We start from the raw sequence: 15,573 nt of genomic DNA, 5'->3' as shown, positions 1-15,573 counted from the left end.
AATCGGAACTGGGAGGAAAACATGAAAATCAACGGAACAGGCTTCAATCGGCGTGAATGGATCGCTGGAGTCGGCGTCGCATCGCTGCTGTCGCTGACGGCGCTTGAGGCGTCGGCGCAGCAGCACACCTGGATTGCAGGAACGGCGACGCCGCCGAATGATCCGATCGCTCTCTCGACCGACTATTTCGCGGAGCGCGTCGAGGCTCTGACGGACGGGGCGATCGTCATGGAGGTCCATCACGGCGCCGCGCTCGGCGGCGACCGTGATCTGGTGGAGACGATCCTCCAGCAGGGCATTCAGGTCGCGACTCCGGGGCAGGCGCTGCTCTCGGGCTGGTACAAGCCGGCCGAGATCTGGATTTTCCCCTATCTCTTCAACGACGTGGACCACAAGGACCGGGTCTGGGACACGGTGAAGGCCGAATACGCCGACACGGTCGGCCGGGAGGCCGGCCTCCGGCCGCTGGTTGCGGTGCCGCGCGGCCCGCGCATGCTGAGCGCGAACAAGGTGGTGAAAACCCCCGCCGACATGGAGGGCATGAAGGTCAGGGTTCCCGAAACCCAGCTCTGGCTCAAGACCTTCGAGCGCTTCGGCGCCTCTCCGACCCCGCTGCCCTTTCCCGAGGTGTACCAGGCGCTCCGCGCCGGCGTGATCGACGGACAGGACAACCCGGTCTCCCTGACCTTCAACAGCGGCTTCTTTGAGGTGAACACCCATCTCAACCTCACCGAGCACATGATGCAGGACAATGTCATCGTGGTCGGCGAAGCCGCCTGGCAGGCGCTTACGCCGGAGTTGCAGGCGGCGGTCACACAGGCCGCGACCGAGACCGAGCTGGAGTTCCGCAAGCGGCTGAAGGCCGACAGCGAGGCCCTGCTTCAGAAAGTGAAGGACGCCGGCGTCGTCGTGACCGAGGTTGACAAGGCCGCGTTCCGCAAGAGCGTCGAAGGGCTCGAAGCGGACTTCCCGCACATCCAGGAATGGCTTGAAAAGATCCGGGCGATCGACTGAACCCGGTGCGGCGCGAGGACCCCGGCGGCGTGACTGCGCCGCCGGGGCCTTCCGCTTCGCCCCCTTACGGGATGACGCCGATGACCTCCGCACAAAAGTCGCGGTCAGCGCCGGTCCGTGCGCTCGACCTTGTCGAGAAAGCCGTAGCTCTCCTTGTCGGCCTGCTTCTCGCAGGGATCGTGTTCATCATGCTGCTCGCGATCTGGAGCCGCTATATCGAAAATGACTCGCTCGCCTGGACCGAGCAGGTCAGCCGCATTCTTTTCGTCTGGATCACCTTTCTCGGCGCCGCCGTGCTCTATCGGCGGGGCGCGCATATCGCGATCGACTTCTTTCTCGACCTCATGCCAAGGCGGCTCGCGGCCATCGTGCGGGCGGCGAACGAGACCATGATGCTGGGGCTTTTCCTGGTGCTCCTGATCTACGGCGCCAAGCTGTCGATCTCGAATCTCGGCCAGACCTATGGCGCGCTCGACGTCTCTCCAAGCACCCATTATTTCGCGGCGCCCGTCTCGGCCGCCCTGATGATCCTCTTCTGGCTCGAGCGGGCCGCGATCGGCCTGGAACGGGCCCGCCGCCCAGGCGCGAGAGAGGATTCGGCATGATTGCGTTTCTTGTCGGCGGTTTCTTCGTCTTGCTCGCTCTTGGCGTGCCGCTCGCCTTCGCGATGGGCCTGGCGGCGATACTGGGCATACTCGATCATGGCGTCTTTCCTCTGGTTCTGGTGCCGCAGCGGGCCCTGATCGGCGCCGACGCGTTTTCCCTGCTCGCCGTCCCGTTCTTCATACTGGCCGGCAACCTGATGAACCGCGGGGGCATGACCCAGCGCATGATCGATCTCGCGAACGCCATCGTGGGGCGGTTCACAGGCGGGCTCAGCCTCGGCAATGTCGTGGCGAGCCTGTTCTTCGGCGGCGTCTCGGGCTCCGCCGTCGCGGACACCACGGCGCTCGGCAGCACGTTGATCCCCGCGATGAAGAAGGAAGGGTATGGCGGCGCTTTCAGCGCGGCGGTGACCGCGGCTTCGTCGATCTGCGGGCCGATCATTCCGCCCAGCATCCCCCTCGTCCTCTACGCGTTGATCGCGGGCGGGGGCGTTTCGGTCGGCGCGCTCTTTCTCGCCGGTGTCGCGCCCGGGTTCATGCTCGGGTTCGGTCTGATGGCGCTTTGCTGGTGGATATCGAAGCGTCGGGGCTATCCCGCCCATGGCGCCGTCACCCTGCGGGAGTTTGCGCGGCGCTTGCTTTCGGCGAGCCTGGCGATGGTGATGCCGGTCATCATCGTGGCGGGCGTGATCGGCGGCGTCTTTACGGTGACCGAAAGCGCGGCGGTCGCCGTGCTCTACGCGCTTTTCGTCGGTCTCGTCTGTTATCGGGAGCTGAAGCTCCGCGACATTCCGGAAGTTCTGCAGCGCAGCGCGCTAGAATCCGCCGCGGTGATGATCATCGTCTCCATGGCCGGCCTTTTCGGCTGGCTGCTGGCGATCAGCGGCTTTCCGAAAATCCTGGGGCAGGCGCTGCTCTGGATCACCGAAGATCCGCTCATGATGCTGCTGGTGATCAATGTCTTTCTGCTCATCGTCGGCGTTTTCCTGGAGGCGATCGCGGCGCTGACCATTTTCGTCCCGATCCTCGTGCCGATCGCTTCCACTCATGGCATCGATCTGACGCATCTGGGCATTGTCGTCGTGTTCAATCTGATGCTGGGCTTGCTCACGCCGCCCGTGGGAATTTGCCTCTATATCGCGGGGCAGTTCGCCGAGGTCAGGATCGAAAAGGTGTTCAGGGAAGTGTTGCCCTTCTTCGCATTGGGCGTCGGGGTCCTTCTGCTGATCACCGTCTTTCCCGCTCTCGTGCTATTCCTCCCCAACCTCGTGTCCTGATGGGCCCGCGCCCATCGGGCGATCCGCCAGCGCCAGCACCGCGCCGGGACTGTCGCTGACTTCGGGATGGTTGAGAATCCACGCGCGAAAGCGGCTGGTCTTGTCGCTCTTGAGATTGGCTGGAGGGCAGACGAGCCAGTACATGGTTCGAAGAAAGACCTTCGCGCCCGCAACGGGGGAAACCAGCTCCCGGCGCTTCAACGCCTCCTGCGCGAGGATCTGGCCCTCCAACGCGACGCCCATGCCCATGCGCGCCGCTTCGATGGACATGTGGGAGCGGTCGAAACGCGGCCCCCGCAACAATGGCGGGTATTTGACGCCGTGGGTTTCGAACCACGTCTCCCAGGAGATGGGGCATTTGACAGAGTGGATCAGCGTCACGCCGCTCGCGAGATCCTTGGGGTGCAAAATTCCGAGCTGTCGGGCGAGAAGCGGGGAGGCGAGCGGCGTGATCCGTTCCGTCGAGAGCGGCTCGATATGGAGCGACGCAGTCTCCGGTTTGCCGAAACGTATCTCGATATCGACCGCCTCGCGCACGAAATCGGTGGTTTCGTTGGAAGCGTCCAGCCGCACGTCGAGATCCGAATTCGCGGCCATGAATTCCGGGAGGCGCGGCAGGAGCCAGTTGGTCGCGAAGCTTGGCGCGGAGCGCACCATGATGATCTGAGGCTGAAGGTCGGTCGCGATCCGCGCCGTGGCTTCGGAAATTCTGGCGAAGGCGGGCGAAATGGCGGCATGATAAAGCTCGCCGGCTTCAGTCAGCAGCACACGCCGGTTGAGCCGCCGGAACAGGCGAATGGCCAGATATTTCTCAAGGAGCATGATCTGCTGGCTGATCGCCGATGGCGTCACGTTCAGCTCCGCCGCCGCCTTCGCGAAGCTCATGTTGCGCGCGGCCGCTTCAAACGCGGCGAGCGCCTTCAGCGGCGGGATGCTCGGAAACTGTGTTCGCTTCATCAGGACCGTTGGTTTGGTGGCGCCCTCAATCAGTCATCGCAACATCTGCGTGCCAGGATCTGCATTCTGCGTGTCAGGCGAATGGACGTCCAGCGCTTCGTCGCGGGTTCTGGCGCGTGCAGGAACAAACCGGCGGCCCGCAACCGTGACGCTCGCGATAAAGGCGCATGCGGTTGAGGTTTCGGCCGATGGTTCGGACCTGTCGGGAATCTCGCGTGCGAGGCCGGTTCTGGTCAGAGGCCCTCGCCCGCCGCAAAACCATGCTTCGAAAGAGGGAACGGAAGGGGCATGGACGGCGCGTCCATGCCCCTTCCGGATCAGGCCGATTTCACATCGATGCGCTTCATCCGCGCCCTGGCCTCTTCAGTCTTGGGCAACGTCACGGTCAGCACGCCGCGCTTGAATTCAGCCTCGGCCCTTTCGGGATCGACGCCCGGCGGCACCGGGATCATCCGGTGGTAGCTGCGCCGCGACCGCGAGGTGAAGCCGTCCGTCTCCTTCTTCTCTTCGCGCTCGGCGCGGATCGTCAGCATGTCGTCGGTGACGTTGACCTCGACATCCTCGTCGTCGAGGCCCGGCAGATCGACCGAAACCAGCATCGCCTTGTCGGTCTCGGAAATGTCGGTCCGCGGGTCGCCCGACGCCAGCGCTCCGCCGAAGGGATTGTCGAAGCGGTTCCAGAAATCCTCGAACACGCGGTTCAGATCGCGCTGCAACGAGACCATCGGGCTTTCATCGTCGTTGCTTCGGGCCGGCATCCGGTTGCGGTCCCTGCCCCAGGGAATGAGATCACTGAATGACATGTCTTTGCCTCCTTTCGCTCATGATCAGGCGACGCAGCCGCTCAGGCGGCCTTGACCTTGATCTGCTTCGGTTTGGCGGCCTCGCTCTTTTTCAGGACAAGCGTCAGCACGCCGTCACGGTGACTGGCTTCGATCGAGTCCGCATCGATCGCCTCGGGCAGGCTGAAGGCCCGCTCGAAGACGCCCGGCGGGTATTCGCCGTAGATGCGCCAACAGCCCTCGGGAGCCGCCGCGTCGATCTCGCCGCGCACGGTCAGCGACCGCTTGTAGACCGAAACATCGACAGTATCCGGTTTGACCCCCGGCATATCGATCGCAAGCGTAATCTTGTCATCCTTCTCGAAAATGTCGGTCGCCGGCCGTAAGATGGGGCCCGCGTCGCGCGTCCCGGACTGAACAGCGTCGCCGTCACTCTTTTTCAGCTCTTGCGCCATGGCTCTTCCCTCCTTTCTCTGAAGTCGCTCAGCTTGTCCTGATCTCGATCTTGCGCGGCAGATCGGCGTCAGGGCGTCCCATTTCGATCTCGAGAACACCGTTCTTCGCGTGGGCCTGAACCTTGTCGGGATCGACGCGCAACGGCAGGCGAATACTGCGCGAGAATTCGCCCGATGGGCGCTCACGCCGAAGCCACATGGCGTCCTCGTCCTCAGCGGCGGGCGCGCGCTTGCCGGAGATGACCAGAGCGTTCTCGCGCACTGTCAGGTCGATATCGCCCACGGAGACACCGGGCATTTCGGCGGAGACGACCACGTTGTCGTCGCTCATCCACATGTTGATGGGCGGCCAGGCGTTGTCGCCGCCAAGGCGCGCGCCACCCTCGAATGTGCGGTTCAACTGGGACTGCAGCCGCCGCAATTCGGCGAACGGATCCCGTTGTGTGCTTGGCAGGCCGAAGCTCAACATCTTCTCCTCCTTCCATTCTGGACATTCACCAAGCCCGCGCTGACGGCGCGGACGAACGAGCAGGCGCGGAAATGGCGAGAGGAGGAAGGTCCGGACTCGAACCGGCGCGAAGACGCATGACGACTGCGTTTTTCGATCCACAGGGCCGGATCGCCGCACCCTGCGTTCGATGACGCGATCAACGTGCCGCCCAAGGGCGCGCTCCGTAATTCCGCCACCGTCTCCGGGACCCCTCGAAGCGGCATCCCGCACCCAACCAGCTGGGAATGTGGGGGCGCCGTGTCAAGAGGCGCCCGCGCCTCCTGAGAGCGGCTCCCGATCAACCCGCATCATGGCGCGCCCCGGGCGCTCCGGTGGCTCCGATCCGGGAGATGAACCCCCGCCTGCGAGCAGGGCCAGAACCTGATTTTCGCCTGCGGCCGGCGACGCCCGCGCAGTCTTGCGCACCCTGAAGGAGGCGCGCTCCACCCTCATGAACGAGCCCGCCGCCAACGGCGGACAAATCGCCGCGCTTCTCCTCGAACAGGGCGTCAACGCCGGGCGCCCGCTCGCGCCGCGGCGCGCGCGGCGGCCCGCTCAGCGCAATATTCGCTCGAGCAGATCGGGCAGAGGCTCCGTCGCGCCGCCGTCCGCCGGCTGGGCGGGAGCAAGCTTTCGGCCCAGCTCCACCGCCTTGAAGGTCGCGCCCGTGTTGGCCTCGCCTTTTCCGGCGATGTCGTAGGCGGTTCCGTGGGCGGGGGTCACGATCGGGAACGGGTAGCCCGCGATCAAGGTGACGCCCCGGTCGAAGCCGAGCAGCTTCATCGCGATCTGGCCCTGATCGTGATACATCGTCATCACGGCGTCGAACTCGCCCTTCACCGCCCGGACGAAGACCGTGTCGGAAGGGATCGGCCCGGTCGCGGCGATCTGCGCGTCCTGCGCGCGCCTGACCGCCGGAGCGATGATGTCGTCATCCTCGACCCCGAAATTGCGGCCGTCGCCCGCATGAGGGTTCAGCGCGGCGACGCCGATGCGGGGATGAGGGAATCCCGATCCTTTCATCACCTCGGCGGTCAGCATGAGGCTGTCGAATATCCGCTCCTCGGTGAGCGCGTCGGCGACCTCCCGCAGAGGAATGTGAGAGGTGACGCGGGCGTTCCACACCTCGTCGAGCACGTTGAATTCACGGCCGCTGCGAACCGCGCCGATCGTTTCGTTCACGAAGCCGATCTCGTCGACGTAATCGCTCTTCGCCAGGCGCATCGCGTGCTTGTTGAACGGGGTGAAGAACGCCGCCCGCGCGAAACCCGCCTTGGCCGCCAGAAGCGCCGCGCGGAAATTCTGGAGGGCGGCGCGCCCGCCCTCGACGCTGGAGCTCCCAAGCGGCGCCGTCTCCGGATCGCAATTCGCCAGATCGATGAAAAATGTCCCCTCGGGCGCGTCCGCCGGCGCGCTCGTCGCCGATATGGTCGGGATGTCGAGGGTGACGTCCGCCTGACGCGCGCCGAGGTCGAGCAGCCGCCGATCGCCAAAGACGATCATGTCGTCCCGGTTTACGCTCTCATCCGCGAGAACGCGCGCCGAGAGCTCGGGGCTGATCCCGCCCGCATCGCCGATGGCGAATGCTATTTTGTGCCGCTCACCCATTTTGGTTCCTCATCCGGATATTGCGTTGTCTGATCATTTCGGCGCGTCTTCGCCGCTCGCCGGGCCCGCCCTCTCCGTCCGCGCGCGTCTCAGCCATGTGATGACCGGAGCCGCCCACATCATGATGATCGCGATGGCCAGCAGAGCCGCCAACGGGCGAGAGAACAGGATCATCGGATCTCCGTGCGACTTCAACATGGAGGTGACAAAGTTGAACTCCACCATTCCGCCGAGAACGATGCCGAGGATGGCGGGCGCCACCGGAATCCCGTTTTCCTCGAACAGCCAGCCGACAAGGCCGAAAACCAGCATGATCCCGACGCCGAAGGCGGTGTTGTTGATCGCAAAGCTGCCGATGATGCAAGAGGCGAGCACGATCGGCAGAAAATAGCTCTGCGGAATCCGGAGGAGATGGCGCGACGCGCGGATGACCGCCCAGCCGAGCGGAAGCAGCAGAAGATTCGCCAGCAGGAACGCGATGAAGATCGCGTAGACGAGCTCCGGCGTCTTGATGAAGATGATCGGGCCGGGCTCGAGCCCTTTCAGGTAAAGCACCCCGATCACGATCGCGGTGATGCTGTCCCCCGGAATCCCGAAAACCAGCGTCGGCACCCAGGCCGCCGAGAGCGCGCCGTTGTTCGCCGCGCCCGCCTCGATGATCCCCTCGTCGTGGCCCGCGCCGAATTTCTCCGGTTCGGACGAGCGCCGCTTGGCGATGGCGTAGGAGACCCACGCCGCGATATCGGCGCCGGCGCCGGGAAGCGCGCCGACAAGCGAGCCGGTCAGCCCGCCGCGCAGGAGATTGACGCGCCGGCGGAGCAGAACGCGCCCGAGTCCGGCGAAAACCGGGCCGAGCGTCGGCGGCGCCTCGGCAGGGCGCGGGTTTCCCGCATTGTGAATGAGCTCCGACAGCGCGAACATGCCAATCATCGCCGGAATGAAGCTGACGCCGCCCATGAGCTCCATCGAGCCGAAGGTGAACCGCGCCTGCCCCGCAACCTCGTCAATGCCGATCATCGCCACCCAAAGGCCGAAAAGCAGGGAAAGAAGCCCCTTCAGAGGCGACCCGCGCGAGACGATGGCCGCGCAGCTCAGGCCGAGCAGCGCCAGCCAGAAATACTCGACGGATGAAAAGTTCGTCGCGAAACGGGCGAGAAGCGGCGCGGCCGCCATGAGCAGGATCACGCCGGTGACCCCGCCGAAACACGCGGCGGAAAGCGACAGGCCGAGCCCGCGCTCCGGCTTGCCGGCCCGGGTCATCGCATAGGCGTCGTCCACATAGGCCGCCGAAGCCGGCGTTCCGGGGATGCGCATGAGCGCGCCCGGAATATCGCCCGCGAAGATCGCCGTCGCCGCGAGCGCCGCGATCGCGGCGATCGCCGGAATGGGATCCATGAAGAACGTGATCGGGATGAGCAGCGCCACTCCCATCACCGCCGTCAGCCCCGGGATCGCGCCGATGACGATCCCGAGCGCGCTCGCCGCCAGAATGGTGGCGAGAACGTCCCATGTCAGAACAAGCGAGAGAGCCTCGTAAAAAACGCTCATGACAACAGCGCCTCGATCACGCCCCGGGGCAGCGGCACGCGGAGCAGTTCGACGAAGATCATATGAAAGAGCGCGGTCGCGCCCGCCGCGACGATGAGCGCGATCCAGATCCGCCCGCCGAGCAGAACCGCGAGACTGGAGATCAGGATCCAGGTCGCGAGCAGGAACCCGAGCGCCTCCACCGCCGCGATCCAGCAGATCACGGCCGCGACGACGCCAGCCGCCGCGACGCCGCCCCCGCCCCGCATCCACTTCGGCAGGCGCAGATACGGCGCGGGAGCGGCGGTCGCGATCAGCGCCGCGCCGGTCAGGACGAAGACGCCCGCGATGATGCGCGGAAAGAACGCCGACCCCAACGCCTGCCCCGGCACCTCGCGCAGGCCGAGCGTCCCGGTGAAGATCAGAACGCCGGCCAGGACCGTGAGAAGGCCGATGATTCGGTCATTCAGCTCCAAGTTCCGGCCTCCTCACAGCACAGCCGCCGCGGAAATGGCCCGCAGCGGCGGCCGTCACTTCGCGATGCCCAGTTCCGTGAGCAACGCGCGCGCCTCGATGGCGAAATTCGCGGCGTACGCCGAAAACGCCTCGGGGCCCTCGAACACCGGCGTGATGCCCCGCTGCGCGAACGTCTGCTGGACTGCGTCCGAGGCGTGCGCCTTCGTCGCCGCGGCGACGATCGCCGCCTTCGCATCTTCGGGAAGGCCGCTCGGCGCGCAGAGGGCGAACCAGTTCGAGATAGAGAAATCGACGCCCTGCTCCTTCAGGGTCGGCACGTCGGGAAACGCATCCGAGCGCTCATCCGCCATGATCCCGAGGATTCTGACCTCGCCCGCCTCGGCGAGAGATTTCGCTTCGACCGGAGAGCCGGTGAACATGGTGAGCCCGCCGGACACGAGATCCTGCAGGGATGGCGCGCCGCCCTTCGAGGGAACGAAGTTGACCGTGTCGGCGGGTTTGCCGACCGCCTTCATCATGCCGGCCGCGGCCATGTGCCATACGCCGCCGATGCCCGACCCGGACGAGGTGTATTCCCCCCTCTCGCCCGCCTTCAGCGCATCGAACAGCTCTTCGAGCGAGCCGTAGGAGCTGTCGGCCGCGACCGTCACGCCCGCGGGCAATTCCGCGAGACGCAGGAGCAATTCGTAATTGTCCGGCGTCAGCGGCGCGAGTCCGACCACGTCGAAATACGTGATCTCCGGGGTGCAGGCCCCCAATGTGTAGCCGTCCGGATTGGCCTGCGCGATCGCGGCGTGCCCGACGACGCCCGATCCGCCGGTGCGGTTGACCACGTTGATCGGCTGACCGAGCTCCTGCTCGAATTCAGCGGCGAAGATGCGGATGATCGTATCCGTGCCGCCCCCGGCGCCCCATGGCACGATGATCGTCACCGGCCTCTCCGGGTAGTCCGCGTGGGCGTAGCCGCCCATGGTCGCCAGCGCCGCCGCGGCGGCCAGCGTCATCCCGATCTTGTGAAATCGCATGCCGGTTTCCTCCTATCTGGATGCGAGACGATATAGCTCCCCCCGTCCGAACAGTGCTCCGCGCCGTCGATGATACAGGCGGATCTCGTCCTCCGTCACGCTTTTCGCGCCACCGAAATCATCAGCCCGACGACCATGAGCCCCATGAGGGCGAGGAGCGCGATGCTGATGGAGCTGGAGAAGAAAATGCTGACGCTCCCATTCGATATGTCGAATGACTGCCGAATGCTGGTTTCGAGCTTCGGCGTCAGCACAAAGGCGAGGACGAGCGGCGCGGCGGGATATTTCGCCAGCTTCATCAGATAGGCCAACACGCCGAACCCGAGCATCAGCCAGACATCGAACATCGCGCCCGCCACCGAATACGCGGCGATCACGCAAACGCCGGCGATGATCGGGATCAGGATCTGCTGGCGCACCCAGAGAATGCGCATCAGAAAAGGAATGATCGCGACGCCCGCCAGAATGGCGACGAAATTGCCGACATACATCGACGACACCAGCCCCCAGACGAACTCCGGCTGCATCGTGAACAGAAGCGGGCCGGGCTGCAGGCCCCACATCATGAAACCGCCGAGGAGCACCGCCGACGTGCCGGATCCCGGAATGCCGAGGGAGAGAAGCGGCGCGAAGGAGGCCGCCGCAGCGGCGTTGTTGCCGGATTCCGCCGCGGCCACGCCCTCGATGACGCCGGTTCCCATCTTGTCGCGGTTGCGCCCGATCTTGCGCTCCAGGATGTAGGAAAGAAACGCCGCCGTGGTCGCGCCGGCGCCGGGCAGCACGCCGATGAACGTGCCGAGAAACCCGGACCGGATCCCGGTCGGCAGAATGCGCGCCGCGTCCTTGCGCGTCAGAAGGGATTCCCGGAAGCCGATCTGCTTGGCGGGCTTTTCCGCGCGAAAGGCGCCGCTGGCCATTTCAAGAACCTGCGCGAAGCCGAACATGCCGATCACGAGCGGTATGAAGGAGATGCCGTTCAGAAGCTCCATCGCGCCGAAGCTGAAGCGCTGCGTGCCGAACGTCATGCCGATTCCGACCGTCGCGAGCAAGACGCCGAGAAAGGTCGACGCCAACCCCTTGACCGCATCCTCGCCGAGGAGCCAGCCGATGGAGGAAAGCGCGAAAAGGATGAGAAGCGCAGTCTCCGGCGGTCCGAATTTCAGCCCGAAATCGGCGAGGCTCGGCCCGAGAAAGGTCAGGATCACGATCCCGATCGCGCCGCCGATGAAGGACGAGAGATTCGCCGTGAACAGCGCCTTGCCGCCCTGCCCCTTGCGCGACATCGGATAGCCGTCCAGCGTCGTCATCACCGCCGGGGTGTCGCCGGGGATGTTCATCAGGATCGCGCTGTAGGCGCCGCCGAACACGCAGCCGAAATAGACCGCGGTCAGCATGATGATCGCGATGTTCGGATCCATGCCGAAGGTGAGCGGCAGCAGCAACGCGACCGCCGTGACCGAGCCGAGCCCGGGGATCGCGCCGATCAGGACGCCGAGCGTCGCGCCGCCGAACGCCGCGCCGAGCGCGAAGGGCTGCAACGAGACGGAGAATCCGTTCAGAAGATGAGCGAGCGCGTCCATCACCAGACATCTCCGAAGACCAGACGGCCGAGCGCGCCAAAATCGAAATTCACGCCGAGCCAGCGCCAGAAGATGAAGTAGACGAAGAGGAAGAACCCCGCCCCGACGGCGAGCGAGAGCAGCGCGCGCTCACGGCCGACGAATCTGATCCACGCGACGACGGTCAGGGAGAGCGCGACGATGACCCCCATGAGATAGCTCGCGAAGATCGCGAGCGCCATGGCGGCGAGCGGCTGAAGCGAAGCGGCGGTGGGAGCCTCGCGGGAGGCTCGCCGGACACGAATGCGCAGCAGGCCGCACACCATCGCGCCGACGCCGAAAATCGTCGGAAAGAACCCGCTCCCCGGGCCGTTGTTCCGCCAGAACCCGTATTCGAAGAACCCGAAGCCGGCGAAAAACGCGCCAGTCAGCACCACGATCGCCGCGATGAAACGTTCGTTGGCGGCCGCGCCGGGAGAATGGCCGCTGTTATCCTGCTGCATGTGTGAGAGCCTTTTCGTTCATGCGGCGTCGGGAATGAGGATCGGACGGTGAAGGGGCGGCCGCCCCTCCACCATGCGGCGACTCTTACTCGATTATCCCGATGGCGGTGAGGAGCTTGATGTAACGCGCCTTCTCCTCTCGCCAGAACGTCGCGCTCTCCTCGGCGTTCATATACGACGCAACCAGGCTGTTCTTGCTGATGTAGTCCTTCCATTCCGGCGTTTCCGCCACTTTCGCGAGCACGCCGTCCCAATAGGCGAGGGCTTCAGGGTCCATATCCGCCGGGCCGACATAACCGCGGAACGTCACCAGTTTCGCATCCGGATAGCCGAGTTCGGTGAAGGTCGGCGTGTCCGCGTACGCGCCGCCGAGCCGCTCGGCCGCGAACGCGCCGATCGGCGTCACGTTGCCGGACCGCACCTGCGACTCCATCTCCGACGGATTGAAGATCCCCGCGGTGATATGCCCGCCGAGCAGGGCGGCGAGCACCTGGCCGCCGCCGTCGAAGGGCACATACTGCAAGGGCGAGTCGCCCATCTCGTTCAGCATCTCGAAGACCATGTTGTCTTCCGCGCCGCGCCCGGTGCCGCCGATCGTCACCGAATTCGGCGCCGCTTCCGCCGCCTCAAGCAGATCGGCGAAGCTCTCTATTCCGCTCTCCTTCGTGACGACGAGCAGCAACGTGTCGAGCGCAAGCGTGCCGATCGGCGTGAAATCCTCGAGGGTCACATCGGCGTTGGTTGCGGCCGCGATCATCACCTGCCCGGAGACGTATGACATGAGCGTCATCCCGTCGCCGGGCCGGCTCGCGACATAGGTGGCCGCCACGGCGCCCGACCCGCCGGTCATGTTCTTGACGATGATATTCGCGTCCGTGAGATCGTTGCTGCGGATCGCATCCACCAGAACGCGCGCGTTGACGTCGCTGCCGCCGCCCGGGCTGAAAGGAACGATGAGCTGCACCGCGCCCTTCGGCTCCCATGCGTGCGCGGCCGTCGCCATGCCGACCATCGCGGCGGCCATGATGATGGATCTCGTCAGTCTTCGCATATGTCCCCCCTTGGTTGGTTTTCCAGGATTTTGAACGGTGGCCCTGTTTCGTTCCGTGGGTCCGCCCGCTTCGTCGATGGGCGCCCGGAAAAGGCGCCCGCGTCTTCTCAAGCTCCGGTCCAGCGCGGCTTGCGCCCTTCACTGAACGCGCGCACGCCCTCCTTGAAGTCGGCGCTCCCGTAACAGGAACGGATGAAATCCTCCTCCTCGGGCCGCTCTCCGGCGCGGGCGAGCCGCGAAAACGCGGTCTTGCTCGCCATCATGCTGAGCGGCGCGTTCGCCAGAAGCCGGGCGACGACGCGCTCCACCGTCTCATCCATCGCTTCGGGCTCCACGACCCGGGCGAGAAAGCCCGACGCGTAAAGCTCATCCGCGTCTATGAGGTCGCCGAGGATCAGCATGCGCTTGGCGCGCCCCTCGCCGAACGCGGCGAGGACGCCGGCGTAATTCGACATGGAGAGGCAGTTGCCGACCGTCCGCGCGATCGGCACGCCGAAGCGGGCGCCTTTCGCGGCGATCCGGATGTCGCATTGCGCCACCATGCTCAGCCCGCCGCCGACGGCGAGGCCGTCGACGACGCCGACGATCGGAGCCCTGACCGCCGAGAGCCCCCCGACGATGCGCTCCATCTTGCGCTCATAGTCGAGCCCGTCCTCCGCCGAGGCAAACGCGCCGAACTGCTTGATGTCCGAACCTGCGATGAAGGCCCGGCCGCCGGCCCCGCGCAGAACCACCACCCTGACCTCGTCGGATTCGGCGAGCGTCCGGCAATGCGCCTCGAACTGGTCGTACATCGCCCAGGTCATGGCGTTCATCGCCTCCGGGCGCGCGAAGGTCATGCGGGCGACGCCGCCGTCGATCGCCAGAGTGACGTCGCCGGCGCTCATCCGAACGCTCCTGAAGCGCGAAGCTCCGCGAGCTCGTCCCCCAGCCCGATCTCGGCGACGATCTCGTCCACATGCTGGCCGAGCAATGGCGCGGGATGTCGAACCTTCTGCGGCGTGCCGGAGAGCTTGACCGGGAAGCCGAGCGACTTCATGCGGCCCTCGACCGGATGATCGATCTCCATCACCATATCGCGGGCGATGGTGTGGTCAGCCGCGAACACCTGCCCGAAATCGTTGATCGGCCCGGCGGGCACCCCGGCGGAGAGGAACAGATTCACCCATTCTTCGGCGGTCTTGTGAATGAAGACGCGCGAAAGCTCCTCCACCAGCGCGTCGCGGTTGGCGACGCGCCCCTTGTTGGTCTCGAAACGAGGGTCGGCGCGAAGATCCTCCCGGCCGATCACGCCGCAGAACAGCTTCCAGAGCTTTTCATTCGCCGCGCCGACGACGAACATGCCGTCGCTGGCGGTGAAGGCCTGGTAGGGCGCGCTCATCCTGTTCGCGGTGCCTAGCGGTTTGGGCGAGACTCCGGTCGCCCAGAATTCCGTCGCCTCCCATACGGAGAGCGCGAGAGCGGCCTCGAACAGCGACGCGTCGATATACTGGCCCCGCCCGGTCTTCTGGCGGCCGATCACCGCGCTCAGGACGCCGTAGAGCGCGAACAGGCCCGCGCCGAGATCGCCGACCGAAACGCCGGATTTGACCGGCCCGCTGTCCGGATGCCCCATCGCGCTCATCACGCCCGACATCGCCTGCGCCATCAGGTCGAAGCCGGGACGTTGCGACCAGGGCCCGGTCTGCCCGAACCCCGAGATGCTCGCATAGACAAGCTTCGGATTGAGCTTCGAGAGCGCCTCATAATCAATTCCAAGTTTCGCCGCGATGCCCGGACGAAAGTTCTCCAGCACGATATCGGCGGTCTTGACCAGTTCGAAGAAGACCTTCCGCGCGCCTTCGGTCTTGAGATCCAGCGTGATCGACCGCTTGTTCCGGTTCAGCGCGAGGAATCCCGGGCTGTCCTCGCCCTTCATGCGAAACCCCATGGAGGCGCGGGTCTGATCGCCCGCCGGAGATTCGATCTTGATGACGTCGGCGCCCATGTCGCCAAGCATCATCGAACAGAACGGCCCGGCCATGACCCGCGTCAGATCCAGAACTCTCAGTCCGGTCAGCGGCGGCTCCCCTCCAGTCTGCGAAGCGCCTTGCATATTGGTCATGGCTTTTCCTATCGTCGGGGTCGGAAATTCTTAGTTGAGCCCTTATTCTTGTATACACGATTGAGCGAGTCAATGCGGATCCTGGCGAGCGGAACTGCTCGCTGGAGGCTCTCCGGCGCCCGCTCGTGTCGATGATCTG

Annotated in this window: 16 protein-coding genes; 3 read left to right on the top strand and 13 right to left on the bottom strand. The window is 65.3% G+C overall.

Going from position 1 to position 15,573, the window contains the following annotated elements; genetic code table 11:
* The first annotated feature begins 21 nt into the window (after window positions 1-21).
* From WG921_RS01365 to WG921_RS01355, 3 genes are all read left to right on the top strand, one after another.
* On the top strand, window positions 22-1,014 hold the full coding sequence (locus tag WG921_RS01365; RefSeq protein WP_340107386.1) for a TRAP transporter substrate-binding protein: 993 nt from the start codon (window positions 22-24) through the stop codon (window positions 1,012-1,014).
* An 80-nt stretch (window positions 1,015-1,094) separates the two neighbouring features.
* On the top strand, window positions 1,095-1,619 hold the full coding sequence (locus tag WG921_RS01360) for a TRAP transporter small permease (protein WP_340107385.1): 525 nt from the start codon (window positions 1,095-1,097) through the stop codon (window positions 1,617-1,619).
* Window positions 1,616-2,896: a TRAP transporter large permease gene (locus WG921_RS01355; RefSeq protein WP_340107383.1), complete on the top strand. Its 1,281-nt coding sequence runs from the start codon at window positions 1,616-1,618 to the stop codon at window positions 2,894-2,896. The genes WG921_RS01360 and WG921_RS01355 overlap by 4 nt, the downstream gene beginning before the upstream one ends.
* Here WG921_RS01355 and WG921_RS01350 read toward each other — a convergent pair.
* From WG921_RS01350 to WG921_RS01290, 13 genes are all read right to left on the bottom strand, one after another.
* Entirely contained in the window at window positions 2,870-3,853 is a 984-nt protein-coding gene (locus tag WG921_RS01350) for a LysR substrate-binding domain-containing protein (protein ID WP_340107381.1), read from the bottom strand. The two genes, WG921_RS01355 and WG921_RS01350, sit on opposite strands and share 27 nt — an antisense overlap.
* Before the next feature lie 317 nt (window positions 3,854-4,170).
* Entirely contained in the window at window positions 4,171-4,656 is a 486-nt protein-coding gene (locus WG921_RS01345) for an Hsp20/alpha crystallin family protein (RefSeq protein WP_340107379.1), read from the bottom strand.
* 41 nt (window positions 4,657-4,697) lie between these two features.
* Window positions 4,698-5,090, bottom strand: a complete 393-nt coding sequence (locus WG921_RS01340) for an Hsp20/alpha crystallin family protein (RefSeq protein ID WP_340107378.1) — start codon at window positions 5,088-5,090, stop codon at window positions 4,698-4,700.
* 28 nt (window positions 5,091-5,118) lie between these two features.
* Window positions 5,119-5,559: an Hsp20/alpha crystallin family protein gene (locus WG921_RS01335; RefSeq protein WP_340107377.1), complete on the bottom strand. Its 441-nt coding sequence runs from the start codon at window positions 5,557-5,559 to the stop codon at window positions 5,119-5,121.
* A 576-nt stretch (window positions 5,560-6,135) separates the two neighbouring features.
* Window positions 6,136-7,188 (bottom strand): 4-hydroxythreonine-4-phosphate dehydrogenase PdxA, encoded by a 1,053-nt coding sequence (locus WG921_RS01330; RefSeq protein ID WP_340107376.1) that lies wholly within the window; start codon window positions 7,186-7,188, stop codon window positions 6,136-6,138.
* A 33-nt stretch (window positions 7,189-7,221) separates the two neighbouring features.
* Window positions 7,222-8,736, bottom strand: a complete 1,515-nt coding sequence (locus tag WG921_RS01325; RefSeq protein ID WP_340107375.1) for a tripartite tricarboxylate transporter permease — start codon at window positions 8,734-8,736, stop codon at window positions 7,222-7,224.
* Window positions 8,733-9,191, bottom strand: a complete 459-nt coding sequence (locus WG921_RS01320; RefSeq protein ID WP_340107374.1) for a tripartite tricarboxylate transporter TctB family protein — start codon at window positions 9,189-9,191, stop codon at window positions 8,733-8,735. The genes WG921_RS01325 and WG921_RS01320 overlap by 4 nt, the downstream gene beginning before the upstream one ends.
* 54 nt (window positions 9,192-9,245) lie before the next feature.
* The gene (locus WG921_RS01315; RefSeq protein WP_340107373.1) at window positions 9,246-10,217 is read right to left on the bottom strand and encodes a tripartite tricarboxylate transporter substrate binding protein; all 972 of its coding nucleotides are present in this window, start codon (window positions 10,215-10,217) and stop codon (window positions 9,246-9,248) included.
* Window positions 10,218-10,312: 95 nt separating this feature from the next.
* A complete protein-coding gene (locus tag WG921_RS01310) occupies window positions 10,313-11,797 on the bottom strand; it encodes a tripartite tricarboxylate transporter permease (protein WP_340107372.1) in 1,485 nt (494 codons plus the stop codon).
* On the bottom strand, window positions 11,797-12,279 hold the full coding sequence (locus tag WG921_RS01305) for a tripartite tricarboxylate transporter TctB family protein (RefSeq protein ID WP_340107371.1): 483 nt from the start codon (window positions 12,277-12,279) through the stop codon (window positions 11,797-11,799). Before WG921_RS01305 ends, WG921_RS01310 begins: the two co-directional genes overlap by 1 nt.
* Window positions 12,280-12,364: 85 nt before the next feature.
* The gene (locus tag WG921_RS01300) at window positions 12,365-13,330 is read right to left on the bottom strand and encodes a Bug family tripartite tricarboxylate transporter substrate binding protein (RefSeq protein WP_340107370.1); all 966 of its coding nucleotides are present in this window, start codon (window positions 13,328-13,330) and stop codon (window positions 12,365-12,367) included.
* Between the two features lie 107 nt (window positions 13,331-13,437).
* Window positions 13,438-14,217, bottom strand: coding sequence for an enoyl-CoA hydratase (locus tag WG921_RS01295; RefSeq protein ID WP_340107369.1), 780 nt, complete (start codon window positions 14,215-14,217; stop codon window positions 13,438-13,440).
* Window positions 14,214-15,434 (bottom strand): CaiB/BaiF CoA transferase family protein, encoded by a 1,221-nt coding sequence (locus tag WG921_RS01290; protein ID WP_340107367.1) that lies wholly within the window; start codon window positions 15,432-15,434, stop codon window positions 14,214-14,216. The genes WG921_RS01295 and WG921_RS01290 overlap by 4 nt, the downstream gene beginning before the upstream one ends.
* Between the last annotated feature and the right edge of the window lie 139 nt (window positions 15,435-15,573).

This window comes from Paludibacillus litoralis, from assembly GCF_037646705.1.
Lineage (GTDB): Bacteria > Pseudomonadota > Alphaproteobacteria > Rhodobacterales > Rhodobacteraceae > Pikeienuella > Pikeienuella litoralis.
This window is presented reverse-complemented; position numbering and strand designations above follow the sequence as displayed.